Annotated in this window: 16 protein-coding genes; 10 read left to right on the top strand and 6 right to left on the bottom strand. The window is 72.4% G+C overall.

Going from position 1 to position 15746, the window contains the following annotated elements; genetic code table 11:
- Positions 1-2 precede the first annotated feature (2 nt).
- The 4 genes from HN031_RS06460 to HN031_RS06445 are packed head-to-tail and all read left to right on the top strand — an operon-like array spanning position 3 to position 4351.
- Positions 3-1022, top strand: coding sequence for a carbohydrate ABC transporter permease (locus HN031_RS06460; RefSeq protein WP_253943028.1), 1020 nt, complete (start codon positions 3-5; stop codon positions 1020-1022).
- Positions 1019-1837 carry a carbohydrate ABC transporter permease gene (locus tag HN031_RS06455; RefSeq protein ID WP_322423536.1) on the top strand — a complete coding sequence of 273 codons (819 nt, stop codon included), beginning with the start codon at positions 1019-1021 and terminating at the stop codon, positions 1835-1837. The genes HN031_RS06460 and HN031_RS06455 overlap by 4 nt, the downstream gene beginning before the upstream one ends.
- Positions 1834-3306 carry a GH1 family beta-glucosidase gene (locus tag HN031_RS06450; RefSeq protein WP_172267846.1) on the top strand — a complete coding sequence of 491 codons (1473 nt, stop codon included), beginning with the start codon at positions 1834-1836 and terminating at the stop codon, positions 3304-3306. Before HN031_RS06455 ends, HN031_RS06450 begins: the two co-directional genes overlap by 4 nt.
- 10 nt (positions 3307-3316) lie before the next feature.
- A complete protein-coding gene (locus HN031_RS06445) occupies positions 3317-4351 on the top strand; it encodes a LacI family DNA-binding transcriptional regulator (RefSeq protein WP_172267843.1) in 1035 nt (344 codons plus the stop codon).
- Positions 4352-4354: 3 nt separating this feature from the next.
- On the opposite strand, the gene HN031_RS06440 is transcribed toward HN031_RS06445, so the two are convergent.
- The 3 genes from HN031_RS06440 to HN031_RS21420 are packed head-to-tail and all read right to left on the bottom strand — an operon-like array spanning position 4355 to position 6191.
- On the bottom strand, positions 4355-4750 hold the full coding sequence (locus HN031_RS06440) for an arsenate reductase ArsC (RefSeq protein WP_172267840.1): 396 nt from the start codon (positions 4748-4750) through the stop codon (positions 4355-4357).
- A complete protein-coding gene (gene arsB, locus HN031_RS06435) occupies positions 4747-5838 on the bottom strand; it encodes an ACR3 family arsenite efflux transporter (protein ID WP_367650671.1) in 1092 nt (363 codons plus the stop codon). Before arsB ends, HN031_RS06440 begins: the two co-directional genes overlap by 4 nt.
- Positions 5835-6191, bottom strand: a complete 357-nt coding sequence (locus HN031_RS21420) for an ArsR/SmtB family transcription factor (RefSeq protein WP_367650670.1) — start codon at positions 6189-6191, stop codon at positions 5835-5837. Before HN031_RS21420 ends, arsB begins: the two co-directional genes overlap by 4 nt.
- Before the next feature lie 87 nt (positions 6192-6278).
- Between HN031_RS21420 and HN031_RS06425 the strand changes: the two genes are divergently transcribed.
- The 5 genes from HN031_RS06425 (at position 6279) to HN031_RS06405 (ending at position 11557) form a co-directional block, all read left to right on the top strand.
- A complete protein-coding gene (locus HN031_RS06425) occupies positions 6279-6710 on the top strand; it encodes an ArsI/CadI family heavy metal resistance metalloenzyme (protein ID WP_172267837.1) in 432 nt (143 codons plus the stop codon).
- 218 nt (positions 6711-6928) lie between these two features.
- Positions 6929-8446 (top strand): DEAD/DEAH box helicase, encoded by a 1518-nt coding sequence (locus HN031_RS06420; protein ID WP_172267834.1) that lies wholly within the window; start codon positions 6929-6931, stop codon positions 8444-8446.
- A gap of 142 nt (positions 8447-8588) precedes the next feature.
- Positions 8589-9713 carry a glutamate--cysteine ligase gene (locus tag HN031_RS06415; RefSeq protein WP_172267831.1) on the top strand — a complete coding sequence of 375 codons (1125 nt, stop codon included), beginning with the start codon at positions 8589-8591 and terminating at the stop codon, positions 9711-9713.
- 70 nt (positions 9714-9783) lie between these two features.
- Positions 9784-10860, top strand: a complete 1077-nt coding sequence (locus HN031_RS06410; RefSeq protein WP_172267828.1) for an LLM class flavin-dependent oxidoreductase — start codon at positions 9784-9786, stop codon at positions 10858-10860.
- A 10-nt stretch (positions 10861-10870) separates the two neighbouring features.
- Entirely contained in the window at positions 10871-11557 is a 687-nt protein-coding gene (locus HN031_RS06405) for a CPBP family intramembrane glutamic endopeptidase (protein ID WP_172267825.1), read from the top strand.
- Here the strand turns inward: HN031_RS06405 and HN031_RS06400 are convergent.
- The 3 genes from HN031_RS06400 to HN031_RS06390 are packed head-to-tail and all read right to left on the bottom strand — an operon-like array spanning position 11540 to position 14429.
- Positions 11540-12442 (bottom strand): NAD(P)H-binding protein, encoded by a 903-nt coding sequence (locus HN031_RS06400; protein ID WP_172267822.1) that lies wholly within the window; start codon positions 12440-12442, stop codon positions 11540-11542. The genes HN031_RS06405 and HN031_RS06400 overlap by 18 nt on opposite strands.
- 35 nt (positions 12443-12477) lie before the next feature.
- Positions 12478-13812: a sodium:proton antiporter gene (locus tag HN031_RS06395; protein ID WP_172267819.1), complete on the bottom strand. Its 1335-nt coding sequence runs from the start codon at positions 13810-13812 to the stop codon at positions 12478-12480.
- Positions 13809-14429 carry a helix-turn-helix domain-containing protein gene (locus tag HN031_RS06390; protein WP_322423528.1) on the bottom strand — a complete coding sequence of 207 codons (621 nt, stop codon included), beginning with the start codon at positions 14427-14429 and terminating at the stop codon, positions 13809-13811. The genes HN031_RS06395 and HN031_RS06390 overlap by 4 nt, the downstream gene beginning before the upstream one ends.
- Positions 14430-14525: 96 nt before the next feature.
- Here HN031_RS06390 and HN031_RS06385 point away from each other — a divergent pair, with 96 nt between their 5' ends.
- Complete coding sequence (locus tag HN031_RS06385) at positions 14526-15737, top strand: acetyl-CoA C-acetyltransferase (RefSeq protein ID WP_172267816.1); 1212 nt, start codon at positions 14526-14528, stop codon at positions 15735-15737.
- The last annotated feature ends 9 nt before the right edge of the window (positions 15738-15746 follow it).

The following is a 15746-nucleotide window of genomic DNA, read 5'->3' as shown; positions in this document are numbered from 1 at the left end:
CCTTGTCCCAGCAGACACTCGACCCCACCGGGTCGCGGGGCGGGGAGGCCACCACCTCCCCGCCCCGGGCGGGTCGGCCCGGCGGGACGGAGCCGGTCGTCCGGCGCTCGTGGCGCGAGCGCCGCGCGGCGTGGGACGTGCGCTCCGCGCCCTACCTCTACATCTCCCCGTTCTTCATCGTGTTCGCGATCGTGGGGGCGTTCCCGCTGGCCTACACCGCCTACGTGTCCGTCCACGACTGGAGCCTGCTGGGTGGCCAGGGCGACTTCGTCGGACTCCAGAACTACCGCGACGTCTGGGCCAACCCCTACTTCTCCAAGCAGGTCGTCAACACCCTGAGCATCTTCGTGCTCTCGTCCGTGCCGCAGGTCATCATCGCGGTGGTCCTCGCCGGCCTGCTCGACAACCAGCTGCGCGGTCGGACCTGGTGGCGGATGAGCATCCTGCTCCCGTTCGTGGTCTCCCCGGTCGCGGTGGCGATCATCTTCGGCAGCGTCTTCGGTGACCGCTACGGCCTGCTCAACGAGCTGCTCGGCACCGTGGGGATCGGCCCCATCTCCTGGCACACCGACCGGTTCGCCAGCCACGTGGCCATCGCCACGATGGTCAACTGGCGCTGGACCGGCTTCAACGCCCTGATCTTCCTCGCCGCGATGCAGGCGGTGCCGCGCGACCTCTACGAGTCGGCCTCGCTCGACGGCGCCAGCCGCGTGCGGCAGTTCCTCTCCATCACGCTGCCGATGATCCGGCCCACGATGATCTTCGTCATCATCACCTCCACGATCGGCGGCCTGCAGATCTTCGCCGAGCCGCGGCTCTTCGACGAGACGACCGCGCGCAACGGCGGCAGCGACCGCCAGTTCGGCACGATCACGATGCTGGTCTACGACTTCGGCTGGCAGCTGCGCGACCTCGGCCGCGCCTCGGCGACCGCCTGGATGCTCTTCGTGCTCATCCTCCTGATCGCCCTGGTCAACCTCGTCCTCATCAAGCGCATCGGGAGCCTGGGGGCGGACAAGTGACCAGACGTCCCGGCTTCCTCGTCTACGGCCTGCTCGCGGCCTTCGTCATCGGCTCCGCAGCCCCGTTCTACTGGTCCTTCCTGCTCGGCTCCCACACCGCGCAGGTGGCTGCCCAGGGCGTGCCCCCGCTGCTGCCCGGCGGCCACTTCCTCGACAACGCGAGCCGGGTCATCGACACCGTCCCGTTCTGGAAGGCCGTCGGCAACAGCGTGCTGGTCGCCTCGGTCTGCGCCACCTCGACCGTCATCTTCGGCACCCTGGCCGGCTACGCCTTCGCCAAGCTGCGGTTCCGCGGCCGGTCCCTGCTGCTGGCCGGGGTGGTGGCCACCATGGCCGTCCCCACCCAGCTCGGCGTCGTACCCCTCTTCATCCTGATGTCCGAGCTCGGCTGGACCGGCACGACGTGGTCGATCATCGTGCCCACGCTCGTGACGGCGTTCGGGGTGTTCTTCATGCGCCAGTACCTCGTCGACGCCGTGCCCGACGAGCTCATCGAGGCCGCGCGGATGGACGGGTGCTCGCAGATCCGGGTCGTGTGGCACGTCGTGGGCCCGGCGGCCCGGCCGGCCGCGGCCATCCTGTGGCTCTTCACGTTCATGGCCACCTGGACCGACTTCTTCTGGCCCTTCATCGCCCTGCCGGCGGACAACCCCACCGTCCAGGTCGCGCTCAACCAGCTGCAGAGCGGCTTCTTCAAGGACTACAGCCTGGTCCTCACCGGAGCCACGTTGGCCACCGTGCCGCTGCTGATCCTGTTCGTCCTCACCGGCCGCCAGCTGGTCGCCGGCATCATGCAAGGAGCAGTCAAGGGATGACCGTCCAGAGCAAGCCCCTCGACGACGCGGTGGGCACCGGGGAGGTCCGCTTCCCGGCGGACTTCACCTGGGGCATGGCCACCGCGTCCTACCAGATCGAGGGGGCCGTCGCCGAGGACGGACGCACGCCCTCCATCTGGGACACCTTCTCCCGCGTCCCCGGCGCCGTGATGGGAGGGGACACCGGCGACGTCGCGTGCGAGCACTACCACCGCATGCCCTCCGACGTTGCCCTGCTCGCCGACCTCGGCGCCACGTCCTACCGGTTCTCCGTGAGCTGGCCGCGCGTGCGACCGGACGCGGGCCCGGTCAACCCGGCCGGACTGGCCTTCTACGACCGGCTCGTCGACGAGCTCCTGGGCCACGGCATCGCCCCCTGGCTGACGCTCTACCACTGGGACCTGCCGCAGGCACTCGAGGACGCGGGCGGGTGGACCAACCGCGACACCGCCCACCGCTTCGTCGACTACGCGCTGGCCGTGCACGACGTGCTCGGCGACCGCGTGCCGACGTGGACGACGCTCAACGAGCCGTTCTGCTCCTCGCTGCTGGGCTACACCGCGGGCCACCACGCCCCGGGCCGGCAGGAGGGGGCGGCCGGGCTGGTCGCGGCGCACCACCTGCTGCTGGGCCACGGCCTGGTCACCACCGAGCTGCGCAGCCGCGGCGCCGACCGCCTCGGCCTCAGCCTCAACCTCACCGTGCCGGACCCGAGCGACCCCGACGACCTGGTGGACGTCGACGCGGCCCGCCGCATCGACGCGCTGCACAACCGGCTGTTCCTCGACCCGGTCTTCCGCGGCTCCTACCCCGCCGACCTGCTCGAGGACACCTCCCACCTGACGTGGCAGCGCAAGCCCTGGTACGACGTCGTGCGCGACGGCGACCTGGCCATCACCTCCGCGCCGATCGACGTGCTGGGCGTGAACTACTACCACGGCAACGAGGTCTCGGGGCACCTGCGCACCGACGTCGTCGGCGTCGGCGCGGACGGACCCGACCGCGTCGCGGTGTCGCCGTTCGTCGGCTCCGAGCACGTGACCTTCCCGAGCCGGGGGCTTCCGGTCACCGACATGGGCTGGGAGATCCAGCCCGAGGGCCTCCACCGCCTGCTGCGCCGCCTCCACGACGACTACCCGCGCCTGCCGATCTACCTCACCGAGACCGGCGCCGCCTTCGCGGACGTCCCCGACGAGCACGGCGTGGTCCACGACCCCGACCGGATCGCGTTCCTCGACTCCTACCTCCGCGCGGTGCACCTGGCCGTGGACGAGGGCGTCGACGTCCGCGGCTTCTTCCAGTGGTCGTTCTGCGACAACTTCGAGTGGGCCTTCGGCTACGCCAAGCGGTTCGGCCTGGTCCACGTCGACTACGACACGCAGCTGCGCACCCCCAAGTCGAGCGCCCACTGGTACGCCGAGCTCTCGCGGACCGGCATGCTGCCCGCGACCGAGTCGCTGGGCGGCTAGCGTGGCGCGGGTGACCACGCCGCGCACCTCGTCGGGCCAGGGTTCGCCCACGCTCGACGAGGTGGCGCGCGTCGCCGGCGTCTCGCGCGCCACGGCCTCGCGGGCGATCAACGGAGGCGAGCGGGTCAGTGCCCGGGCGCAGTCCGCGGTCGACACGGCGGTGCGCACGCTCGGCTACGTCCCCAACCCGGCGGCCCGCAGCCTGGTCACCCGGCGCACGGACTCGATCGCGGTGATGGTGCCCGAGCCCGACGACCGCGTCTTCAGCGACCCGTTCTTCGCCGGCACCCTGCGCGGGGTCACCCGGGTGCTCGGCGAGCGTGACATCCAGCTGGTGCTGCTGCTCGCCCGTCCGGGCGCCTCGACGGCCAGGACGCTGCGCTACCTCACCAACCGCCACGTCGACGGCGCGCTCGTCGTGTCCCACCACCGCGAGGACCGGCTCGCCGAGCACCTCGCCGACATCGGCCTGCCCTGCGTCTTCGGCGGCCGGCCGTGGACGGGCGGCGACCAGGTGGCCTACGTCGACGTCGACAACACCGCCGGCGAGCGCGAGGCGACCGAGGTGCTGATCGGCCGCGGGTGCACGCGGATCGGCACCATCGCGGGTCCGTCCGACATGACCGCCGCCGCCGACCGCCTCGCCGGGTGGCGCCAGGCCATGACGGCCGCCGGCCTGCCGGTCGACGCGGTCGCCCACGGCGACTTCACCGAGGAGAGCGGCGTGTTCGCCGCCCGGGAGCTGATGGAGCGCTTCCCCGACCTCGACGGCCTCGTGGTCGCCTCGGACCTGATGGCCGCGGGCGCGCTGCGGGTGCTGGCCGAGCTGGGCCGCCGGGTGCCGGACGACATCGCGGTCGTCGGCTACGACGACCTCGGGGTCGCCGAGCGCACGTCCCCGTCGCTGACGACGGTGCGGCAACCGGTCGTCGAGATGGCCGAGCGCGCGACGCGGCTGCTGCTCGAGCGGGTCGACCACGTCGGCACCAGCCACCCGATGCGGCTGATCATCCCGCCGACCCTCGTGCGCCGCGCCAGCGCCTGAGCTTCAGGCGAGGGACGCCACGAGCTCCTCGACACGCCGCCGCACCTCGTCACGGATCGGTCGGACGGCCTCGATGCCCTGTCCGGCCGGGTCGTCGAGAGCCCAGTCCTCGTAGCGCGTGCCGGGGTAGAAGGGGCAGGCGTCGCCGCACCCCATCGTGACCACCACGTCGGAGGTCTGCACCGCCTCGGGGGTGAGCACCTTGGGCTGCTGGCCGGAGATGTCGATGCCGACCTCGGCCATCGCCTCGACCGCCACGGGGTTGATCGACCCCGCCGGGGCCGAGCCCGCCGAGAGGACCTCCACCCGGTCCCCGGCGAGGTGGCGCAACCAGCCGGCGGCCATCTGGGAGCGGCCGGCGTTGTGGACGCAGACGAACAGGACGGTGGGCGTGGTCATCGGGCGCTCTCCTGGACGGACGGGACGGGGTCGGTGTCGGGGTCGGGGAAGCGGTCGCGCAGGGCAAGGCTGACGTAGACGAGGGCGACGAGCACGGGGACCTCGATGAGCGGACCCACGACGCCCGCGAGGGCCTGACCCGACGTGACCCCGAAGGTCGCGATGGCGACGGCGATGGCCAGCTCGAAGTTGTTGCCGGCGGCGGTGAAGGCCAGCGTGGTGGTACGGGCGTACGACATGCCGAGGAGGCGGCCGAGCACGAAGCCGCCTCCCCACATGAGCGCGAAGTAGACCAGCAGCGGGAGCGCGATGCGTGCCACGTCGAGCGGCCGGTCGGTCACCTGCTCGCCCTGGAGCGCGAACAGCACGACGATCGTGAAGAGCAGGCCGATGAGCGCCCACGGCCCGACCCGCGGCAGGAACGCCGACTCGTACCACTCCCGGCCCCGGACCCGCTCACCGTAGGTCCGTGACAGCCAGCCCAGCAGCAGTGGCACCCCCAGGAAGACCAGCACGGACGCGGCGATCTCCCACGCCGAGATGTCGAGCGCCGCACCGTCGAGACCCAGCAGGCGCGGCAGGGCCTCGAGGTAGAACCAGCCGAGACCGGCGAAGGCGACGACCTGGAACACCGAGTTGAGGGCCACGAGCACCGCCGCGGCCTCCCGGTCGCCGCAGGCGAGGTCGTTCCAGATGATGACCATGGCGATGCAGCGCGCGAGGCCGACGATGATGAGCCCCGTGCGGTAGGCGGGGAGGTCCGGCAGCATCGTCCAGGCCAGCGCGAACATCAGCGCCGGGCCGACGAGCCAGTTGAGCGCGAGCGACGCCACGAGCAGGCGCCTGTCAGCGGTGACGGTGTCGAGGCGGTCGTAGCGGACCTTGGCGAGCACCGGGTACCTCATCACCAGCAGTCCGACGGCGATGGGCAGCGAGACCCCGCCGACCTCGACCGCCGAGAGTGCGTCGTCGATTCCGGGCACCGTGCGGCCGAGGAGCAGCCCGCCCGCCATGGCCAGACCGATCCACAGTGGCAGGAAGCGGTCGAGGGTCGAGAGCCGGTCGACGACCTCGCCGTCAGCGCTCACGCGCTCCCGCCGATGAGGGCGGCCACGTCGGCGAGCACCTCGCGGCGTACGGCGTAGTAGACCCACACGCCCCGCTTGGTGCGGTCGAGCAGGCCTGCGTCGTGCAGCACCTTGAGGTGGTGGCTGATGGTCGGCTGGGAGAGGTCGAAGGCGTCGTTGAGGTCGCACACGCAGGCCTCGCCGCCCTCGCTGGCCGCGACGATCGACACGAGCCGCAGCCGGACGGGATCGGCCAGCGCCTTGAGGAGCGGGGCGACGCGCTCGGCCTGGACGGTGGAGAGGGGCTCGCGCAGCAGGGGGGAGCAGCACGCCGCGGTCTCGACGGGGGTCAGGGTGAGTACAGACTTCGACACCCGTCGATATTGACAGACGTCGATGCGTGGTGCAACCTCGGGACATCGACATCCATCTATATGAACCCACGTGAACGGAGCGCCACCATGTCCCGCCTGCAGCTCGCCCTCAACGTCGACGACCTCGAGACGTCGATCGCCTTCTACTCCACCCTCTTCGGCACGGCGCCGCACAAGGTCCGTCCCGGCTACGCGAACTTCGCGGTCGCCGAGCCGCCCCTCAAGCTCGTCCTCATCGAGAACGCCGGGCACGGCGGCAGCGTGAACCACCTCGGCGTAGAGGTGTCGGACGTCGACACGGTCGACGCCGAGCTCACCCGCCTGGCCGCGGCCGGCCTCGCCACGACCGAGGAGCGCGACACCACGTGCTGCTACGCCAAGCAGGACAAGTTCTGGGTGCAGGGCACGCCCGACGGCGAGCGCTGGGAGGTCTACACGATCACCGACGACCTCACCGAGGTGACGGTCGAGGAGTCCCGCGAGCAGCTGGTCGGGGACGCCGCGCCCTGCTGCGCCTGAGGGGTCGACCTGCGTCCGAGGCGGGACTCACACCGCAAACGATTCACGGGAACACCACCCGTCACGCTAGCGTTGGGTCCACAGACGCCCGGCCGGTCTTGCCCCGGGCGCAGGTCGCCGCTTGACCGCGGCTCCTTCCCTCACTTCTGAGGCACGTACGCCGCACACGTCCAGCGCAGCGGCTCACGGTGGCGAGACGCCAACCGAAAGCAACTCACATGACCTTCGCCGCCCTCGGCGTCCCGTCCTCGCTCGCCCAGATCCTGGAGCAGCAGGGCATCACCACTCCCACCCCGATCCAGGCCGCGACGCTGCCCGACAGCCTCGCCGGCCGCGACGTCCTCGGCCGTGGCCGCACCGGCTCCGGCAAGACGTACGCCTTCCTCCTCCCCCTGGTGGCTCGCCTCGACAAGAGCAAGCTGCCGGCCATGCCGCGCAAGCCGCGCGCGCTGATCCTCGCCCCGACCCGCGAGCTCGTGGGCCAGATCCACGCCTCGCTCGCCCCGCTCGCCAAGGCCGCCGGCCTCTCGACCGTCGTGATCTACGGCGGCGTCGGCCAGGGCCCGCAGACCACCGCGCTCAAGAAGGGCGTCGACGTCGTCATCGCCTGCCCCGGCCGCCTCGAGGACCTCATGGGCCAGGGCTACGCCGACCTCTCGGCGATCGAGGTCACCATCCTGGACGAGGCCGACCACATGGCCGACCTCGGCTTCCTGCCCGGCGTGCGGCGCATCATGGACAAGACCCCTCGCAACGGCCAGCGGATGCTGTTCTCGGCCACGCTCGACAAGGCGATCGACGTCCTCGTCAAGCGCTTCCTCACCGACCCGGCCACGCATGAGGCCGACTCGGCGCAGTCGCCCGTCGGCACCATGCACCACCACGTGCTGCACCTGAGCCGCGAGCAGCGCGTGCCGGTGCTGGTCGACCTGACGAGCGCCCCCGGTCGCACCGTCGTCTTCACCCGCACCAAGTACGGCGCCAAGGCCCTCGCCCGCCAGCTCAACAAGTCGGGCGTGCCGAGCGTCGAGCTGCACGGCAACCTGTCGCAGAACGCGCGCACCCGCAACATGGAGGCGTTCCACGCCGGCACCGCCACGACGCTGGTCGCCACCGACATCGCTGCCCGCGGCATCCACGTCGACGACGTCGCGCTGGTTGTGCACGCCGACCCGCCGGTCGAGCACAAGGCCTACCTGCACCGCTCGGGTCGTACGGCGCGCGCCGGCGCCGAGGGCACCGTCATCACCCTCATGACCGACGAGCAGCAGCGCGACGTGCGCGACCTGACCCGCCTGGCCGGCATCAAGCCGACCACCACCAAGGTCAACGGTCCCGGCCACCCGGTGCTCGAGCAGCTCGCGCCCGGCGAGCGGACGCTGGTGCCCGGCGGCCTGGTCGTCGACGTCCCGGTCTCCACCGGGGGCGGTCGCTCCACCGGTGGCAACGCGCAGCGCAAGCGCGCCCGCCGCACCGGCCAGACCAACGGCCAGTCGCGCCGCGGCAACCCGACCACCTACACCAGCGAGAGCGGCAGCGCCCCCGCCGGTGGCGGCCAGCGTCGTCGCTCCGGCGGCGGCCAGGGCTCGGCCGGCGGCCAGGGCGGTCAGGCCTCCGGCGGCGGCCAGGGCGGTGGCGGCAACCGCCGTCGTCGCGGCGGCCAGGGTGGGCAGTCCGGCGCCTCGGCCCCGCGCTCCGGCGGCCACAGCGCGTCGTCGTTCAGCCGCGGTCGCTGACCCGCACCGGCTGACACACCAGCTCAGCGGTTCGCCCGTGAGTCCCCGAGGGACTCACGGGCGAACCCCATTTCGAGGGCCGCTCACATCCCTGCCCGAAGAGATGGGCCGCGGCCACGCCGGGCGGTGCTTGGATCGACGCATGCGGTCACTGGGGGTGGAGGAGGAGCTGGTCCTCGTCGACGCGCGCTCGGGAGAGCCGCGCAACGTCGCCTCGGAGGTGATCCGGGCCGCGGAGGCGAGGGAGCGGCAGGACCCGGCACCCAGCGACGACCACGGTGGCTCGATCGGGCACGAGCTCCACAAGACCCAGGTCGAGACCGACACCCCGCCCGTCCGCAGCCTGGCAGCGCTCGAGGACGCCCTGCGCGCGTGGCGCGAGCGTGCCCGCGCCGGCGCGCTCGAGGTCGGCGCCCGGGTCCTCGCGTCCGGGACCTCGCCGCTCGCCGGCGACACCCGCGTCATGCGCAGTCCGCGCTACGACGTGATGGCGCAGCGCTACGGCCTCACCATCGCCGAGCAGCTCGTGTGCGGGTGCCACGTCCACGTCGAGGTCTCGGGTGCCGACGAGGGGGTGGGGGTCCTCGACCGGATCCGCACGTGGCTGCCGCTGCTGCTCGCGATCAGCGCCAACTCCCCGTGGTCGCAGTCGCTCGACACCGCCTACGAGAGCTACCGGTCGCAGATGATGATGCGCTGGGCGAGCTCCGGGCCCACGCCGCTGCTCGGCTCGGCCGACGCCTACCGCCGCTACGTCGAGGCGATGCTGGCCACCGACGTCCTGGTGGACGAGGCGATGGTCTACACCGACGCGCGGCTGTCCGCACGGCACCCGACCGTGGAGATCCGCACGGCCGACGTCTGCCTCGACGTCCGCGACACCGTCGTGGTCGCCGCCCTCGCCCGGGCGCTGGTCGAGACCGCCGCACGCCACTGGTCCGAGGGAGTGGCGGCTCCGGACGTACCGGCGCCGTTGATCCGCCTCGCGGGGTGGAAGGCCGGTCGCTACGGGCTGACCGGCGAGCTCGTGCACCCGCCCACGGGCACCTCGCGGCCCGCCGCCGACGTCGTGGCCGACCTCCTCGAGCACGTCGGGGACGCGTTGCGCGACGCCGGCGACCACGACCTCGTGTCGGCGGGGCTGGCGCGGCTCCTCGCCGACGGCACGGGTGCCCGCCGGCAGCGCGAGCTGCTGGAGGCGGCGCAGGACGACGAGTCCCGCGCGCAGGCGGTGGTGGCGCTGGCCCGCATCACGGCCGGGGAGTGAGGCCCGCCGGCTGTCGGGAATGGCCGCCTCGCGGCCATGGTTCACTCTTCAACCAACCTTGAGGAGTCCGATGTCCGGCTCGACCGCCCCCTTCGACCACAGCGTGCTCGGCACGAGGGAGCACCCCTCGCTCGGGCTCGACACCTTCGGCGACGCCCCGCTCGACGGTGCGCCGGGCAACCACGCCGAGACGCTCCGCGAGGTCGTGGCCGAGGCGGTGCTCGCCGACCGGGTGGGCATCGACTACGTCGGCCTCGGTGAGCACCACCGCCCCGACTACGCCATCACCGCACCCGACGTGGTGCTGGCCGCGATCGCCGGCCGCACCGAGCGGATCCGCCTCGGCACGGGCGTCACGGTGCTCTCCTCCGACGACCCGATCCGCGTCTACGAGCGGTTCGCGACGCTGGACGCCGTCTCCGGTGGGCGCGCCGAGGTGCAGCTGGGCCGCGGCTCGTTCATCGAGTCGTTCGGCCTGTTCGGCCTCGACCTCGCTGACTACGACCGGCTGTTCTCCGAGAAGCTCGACCTCTTCGCCGCGCTCCAGTCCGAGCAGCCGGTGTCGTGGGAGGGCAGCTTCCGCCCGCCGCTGGTCGACCAGCGGGTCTATCCCACCACGGCGGCCGGTCGGGTGCCCGCGTGGATCGGGGTCGGTGGCACGCCGGAGTCCGTGGTGCGCCCGGCGCGCTACGGCATGCCGTTGATGCTCGCCGTCATCGGCGGCTCGCCCGCGGCGTTCGTCCCGCTGGCCGACCTCTACCGCGACGCGCTCGGCCAGCTGGGTCTCCCGGAGCTGCCCATCGGCATGCACTCCCCGGGCCACGTCGCCGCCACCGACGACGAGGCCCGCGCCCAGCTCTACCCCCACCAGGCCGAGGTCGTGACCCGCATCGGCCGCGAGCGCGGCTGGGGTCCCTACAGCCGGATCGCCTTCGAGCAGGCCGCCAGCCCGCAGGGCGCCCTCTTCGTCGGCTCGCCGGAGACGGTGGCCCAGAAGATCGCCTGGGCGGTCCGCACCCTGGGCCTGTCCCGCTTCCAGCTCAAGTACTCCGTCGGCTCCCTGCCGCACGAGCAGCGGCTCGAGTCGATCCGCCTCTACGGCGAGGAAGTCATCCCTCGCGTCCGCGAGCTCTTGACCGTTTCCTAGGGTGGGTGGCATGCGCACCTTCATCCAGCGGTCCCTGTGGGACGTGGTCCCGCGCGACCAGCGCGACAGCGCCGAGGCGTTCCGCCGCCGGCAGCTGGTCGCGGCCGTCGTCGTCCTGGTCGGAGCGGCGGTGCTGGGGTACTCGCTGCGCCTCGAGCCGGGCGGCAACACCTTCTACGTCGCCGCCATCGTGCTGGCGGGGGTGTGGGCCGCGGGCGCCTTCCTCTCCGGCCGCCTCCACCTCGGCCGGATCGCCGGCGAGGGCGAGGTCTTCATCCGCCCGATCCTCGCGCCGATCCTGCTCGGGCTGCTCATGGTCGGCATCTTCGTCCTCGGCTCGCTGGTGGTGCGCGAGATCGACCCGCTCGCGCGCTACGTCAGCTCCGTGCTCGAGTACGCCGACGAGGGCTCGCTGACGGTGCTGGCGATCATCACGTTCTTCAACGGCATCGCCGAGGAGCTGTTCTTCCGCGGCGCGATGTACGCCGCCATCCCGCGGCACCCCGTGCTGTGGACCACCCTCGCCTACGTCGTCGCGACCCTCGCGACCGGCAACGTCATGCTCGCCTTCGCGGCCATCCTGCTGGGAGCGGTGTGCGGCCTGGAGCGGCGGGCCAGCGGCGGCATCCTGGCGCCGATCCTGACCCACATCACGTGGTCGCTGTCGATGCTGTTCCTGCTACCGCTGCTCTTCTGAGGCCTGCCGCTCGGCCAGCGCCCGGCGTACGGACTCGCGGTAGGACAGCGGCTCGCCGGGCACGACGTCGCGGATCGAGGTGTCGGTGACGACGACCTCGTGCGTCATCGAGTCGATGAGGTTGCGCCCGGTCGTGGCGTCGACGTCGGTGACCAGCGCCAGCCAGCGCGACGACAGGCGCGGCGTCAGCACGGGCACGGTGATGATCGGGATGGTGCGGCCGTTCATGGCCTGCGCGGCGACCTTCATCATGTCGAGGTAGGTGAGCTGCTCGGTGCCGCCGATCTCGAACACCCGGTCCATCGCCTGCTCGTTGCCGACCACGCCGACGATGTAGCGGACCACGTCGTCGAGCGCGATGGGCTGCGTGCGGGTGCCGACCCACCTGGGCACGACCATCGCCGGCAGGTTCTTGACCAGCTGGCGGGTGATCTCCCACGAGATGCCGCCGTGGCCCACCACGATGGCGGCGCGCAGCACCGTGACCGGTACGCCGTCCGCGCCGAGCAGGCCCTCCACCTCGCGTCGCGAGCGCAGGTGCGCGGACAGGTCGTCGTCGTCGTCGCCGAGCCCGCCCATGTAGATGATCTGGCCGACGCCCGCGGCCGCCGCGGCCGCGCTGAAGTTGCGGGCGGCCTGGGCGTCCTTGCGCTCGAAGTCGGGGTCGTCGAGGGAATGGACGAGGTAGATCGCGACGTCGGCGCCCTCGAGGGCCCGGTCCAGCGACGCGCGGTCGGACACGTCGGCCCCGACCGCCGTCCCGGGACCGTCGTAGGAGTCGGGACGCCGGGTCATCGCGCGGACGTCGTGGCCCTCCTCGACGAGGGCCGGGACCAGGCGGCGTCCGATGAAGCCGGTGGCGCCGGTGACGAGAACGGTGGTCATGGGACCACCCTCTCAGCCGGACCCTCGCGCGGGCCTCAGCCGGTGCCGGCCTCGCGCTCGCGGCGCGCGTCGAGGCGTGCCATCGCCGGGGTCGCGGTGACCCCGTGGAGCAGCACCGAGACGATGATCGTGAAGGCGACCGTCGACCAGAGCCACGGCTCGTCGGGCAGGTGCTCGTGGCTGGCGGCGTAGCCCAGGTAGAACAGGGAGCCGATGCCGCGCACGCCGAAGAAGGCCACCGCGGCGAGCTCGCCGCGGTCCAGCCCGCCCTCCTCGTCCTCGTCGCGCGCGAGCACCGCGAGGGAGAGGTAGCCGGCGAGGGGGCGCACCACCAGCACGAGCGCGAGCGCCACGACGACCCCACGCCAGTCCAGGTGCTCGAGCAGGCCCTGGGTCATCGCCATGCCGAGGACGAGCAGCACCAGCAGCGTCATCAGGCGCTCGAGGCGCTCGACCACACCGTGCATGGCGCGCTGGTAGGAGTGGCCGCGCGAGGACGAGCGCAGCCGCACCGCGCAGGCGAAGACGGCGAGGAAGCCGTAGCCGCCGACCAGCTCCGCCGCGCCGTACGACGTCAGCAGCGCCGCGAGGGCGAGGAGCGGCTCCCCGGCGTCGGCCAGGCGCAGCTTCTCGTTGCGGGCGTGGAACGCCTGGCGTCCGAACAGCCAGCCGGCGCCCACGCCGACGACGAGGCCGACGGCGATCTTGCCGACGACGTACCAGCCCAGCCAGGTGCCGACGTCGGCCAGCCCGAAGCCACCGGCGAGCAGCAGGAGCGCGAGGTGCACGAAGGGGAAGGCGAGGCCGTCGTTGAGCCCGGCCTCCGCGGTGAGGGAGAACCGGATGTCGTCGTCCTCCTCGACCTCCTCCTCGTCCTCGGTCTCCGCCTCGGCCTCGGCGACGTCCTCGGTGAGGGGCTCGCCGACCTGGACGTCGGAGGCCAGCACCGGGTCGGTCGGCGCGAGGACGGCGCCGAGCAGGAGGGCGACGGCGGGCGCGAGACCGGCCACCCACCAGCCGAGCAGCATCGTGCCGAGGATGGTGAGGGGCATGGCCACCAGCAGCAGCCGCCACACCGGCGACCAGGTGCGCCACGAGCGCCACGACCGCACGTCGAGGATCCGGTCGATCGCCAGGCCGACGCCCATCAGGGAGACCAGCACGGTGAACTCCGTGACGTGGGTGATGAGCGCGTGGTTGTCCTCCGGGCGCAGGTTCACGTCGTCGGCCATGGGCAGCAGGCCGATCGCGAGGCCGACCCCGACGAGCACCATGGGCGGCGAGAGCGCGACCCGGCGGGTGATGTGCGGCAGGAGCGTGGCCAGCAGCAGCGACAGGCCGAGGACGAGGTAGACGACGGCGCCGGTCATCGGGGCGCCGACCGCTTGCCGTCGTAGGAGGCCTGGCTCTCGTCGATCGCCTGCTCGTAGGCGGTCACCAGCCCGGCGATCGTCAACGGCTTGAGCCGGTGGATGAACTCGCGCAGCTGCTCGGCGGTGTAGCCGTGCTCGCGGAACTGCGGCCACACCATGGTGCGGACGATCTCCGAGAGCTCGTGGGCGACCTGCCGTCCGTGCTCGGCGTACACCTCGGCGACGGCCGCGGCCGCCTCGGGCGAGATGCCCATCCCGGAGAGGCCGCCCGGCACGTCGACGTCGCGGTCGCCGGTGACCGGGGCGAGGAGCGAGAGGTGACGAGCGATGTCGGAGGGCGTGGCCGTCGCCGGGATCTGCTCGACGTACTTCTCGATCGCGGCGAGGGTGAAGCCGTGGCCCTGCAGCTCGCGCACGAGCTCGAGGCGCGCGACGTGGTCGGGCCCGTAGTAGCCGGAGCGGCCGCGGCGCACGGGCGGCGGCACCAGGCCGCGGGAGGCGTAGAACCGGACGTTGCGGGCGCTGACGCCGGTGCGCTCGGTGAGCTCGTCGAGGGTGAGCAGCTCGTCGGTCTCCCCGCCGGTCGTCCTGTCGGTGCCCACGTCGGTCTCCACCTCGCCATCCTCCCCTCTGCGGGCCCAACGACCCACTTCCGGTGACCCGCGCCACACCCCTTTGACTGTGACAGTAATGCTGTCACAATCGCCGGTATGGCAGAAGCATTCGTCTACGACCACATCCGCACACCTCGCGGCCGCGGCAAGGCCGTCGGTTCGCTGCACGAGGTGAAGCCGGTGGACCTGGTCGTCGGACTCCTCGACGAGCTCAAGACCCGCAACCCCACCCTGGACACCGCGCGCGTCGACGACGTCGTGCTGGGCGTCGTGACCCCCATCGGCGACCAGGGCGGCGACATCGCCAAGACCGCCGCCCTCAAGGCCGGCTACCCCGAGACCGTCGCGGGCGTGCAGCTCAACCGCTTCTGCGCCTCCGGCCTCGAGGCCGTCAACCAGGCCGCGGGCCGGGTGCGCTCGGGCTTCGAGGACCTCATCATCGCCGGCGGCGTGGAGTCCATGAGCCGCGTGCCGATGGGCAGCGACGGCGGCGCCTGGGCGATGGACCCGGCCACCGCGCTCCAGACCGGCTTCGTGCCGCAGGGCATCGGCGCCGACCTCATCGCCACGATCGAGGGCTGGAGCCGGGCGGACGTCGACGCCTACGCCGCCGAGTCCCACCACCGCGCCGCGAAGGCCTGGGCCAACGGCTACTTCGACGACGCCGTCGTCCCGGTCAAGGACCTCAGCGGCGTCACCGTGCTGGACCGCGACGAGACCGTGCGCCCCGACACCTCGGTCGAGGGCCTCGCCGGCCTGAAGCCGTCGTTCGCGCAGATCGGCCGCGACGCCGGCTTCGACGACGTCGCGCTGGAGAAGTACCACTGGGTCCCCGCGATCGACCACGTCCACCACGCCGGCAACTCCTCGGGCATCGTCGACGGCGCCGCCGTGATGGCGATCGGCACCGAGGAGGTCGGTACGTCGCTCGGGCTGACCCCGCGGGCGCGCATCGTCTCGACCGCCGTCTCGGGCGCCGACCCGACGATCATGCTCACCGGCCCGGCGCCCGCCGCCCGCAAGGCGCTCGCCCGCGCCGGCCTCGAGGTCGAGGACATCGACCTGTGGGAGATCAACGAGGCCTTCGCCGCGGTCGCGATGCGGTTCATGCGCGACATGGGCATCAGCCACGACGTCACCAACGTCAACGGCGGCGCCATCGCCATGGGCCACCCGCTCGGCGCCACCGGCGCGATGATCCTCGGCACCCTCGTCGACGAGCTCGCCCGCCGCGACCTCAGGCGCGGCCTCGCCACGCTCTGCGTAGGCGGCGGGATGGGCATCGCGACCATCGTCGAGCTCGTCTGACACGCCGGC

The sequence above is a fragment of the Nocardioides sp. zg-1308 genome (genome assembly GCF_013155375.1).
Lineage (GTDB): Bacteria > Actinomycetota > Actinomycetes > Propionibacteriales > Nocardioidaceae > Nocardioides > Nocardioides renjunii.
Note: the sequence above shows the minus strand (reverse complement) of the source record. Positions and strands in the feature narration are given on the sequence as shown.

What these genes read in the sequence shown, in the direction of transcription:
- HN031_RS06410 (WP_172267828.1), top strand. Translation starts at nt 9,784, where the DNA reads ATGTCCGGCTCGACCGCCCCCTTCGACCACAGCGTGCTCGGCACGAGG.
- HN031_RS06425 (WP_172267837.1), top strand. Translation starts at nt 6,279, where the DNA reads ATGTCCCGCCTGCAGCTCGCCCTCAACGTCGACGACCTCGAGACGTCG.
- HN031_RS06405 (WP_172267825.1), top strand. Translation starts at nt 10,871, where the DNA reads ATGCGCACCTTCATCCAGCGGTCCCTGTGGGACGTGGTCCCGCGCGAC.
- HN031_RS06450 (WP_172267846.1), top strand. Translation starts at nt 1,834, where the DNA reads ATGACCGTCCAGAGCAAGCCCCTCGACGACGCGGTGGGCACCGGGGAG.
- HN031_RS06440 (WP_172267840.1), bottom strand. Translation starts at nt 4,750, where the DNA reads ATGACCACGCCCACCGTCCTGTTCGTCTGCGTCCACAACGCCGGCCGC.
- HN031_RS06415 (WP_172267831.1), top strand. Translation starts at nt 8,589, where the DNA reads ATGCGGTCACTGGGGGTGGAGGAGGAGCTGGTCCTCGTCGACGCGCGC.
- HN031_RS06400 (WP_172267822.1), bottom strand. Translation starts at nt 12,442, where the DNA reads ATGACCACCGTTCTCGTCACCGGCGCCACCGGCTTCATCGGACGCCGC.
- HN031_RS06420 (WP_172267834.1), top strand. Translation starts at nt 6,929, where the DNA reads ATGACCTTCGCCGCCCTCGGCGTCCCGTCCTCGCTCGCCCAGATCCTG.
- HN031_RS06385 (WP_172267816.1), top strand. Translation starts at nt 14,526, where the DNA reads ATGGCAGAAGCATTCGTCTACGACCACATCCGCACACCTCGCGGCCGC.
- HN031_RS06395 (WP_172267819.1), bottom strand. Translation starts at nt 13,812, where the DNA reads ATGACCGGCGCCGTCGTCTACCTCGTCCTCGGCCTGTCGCTGCTGCTG.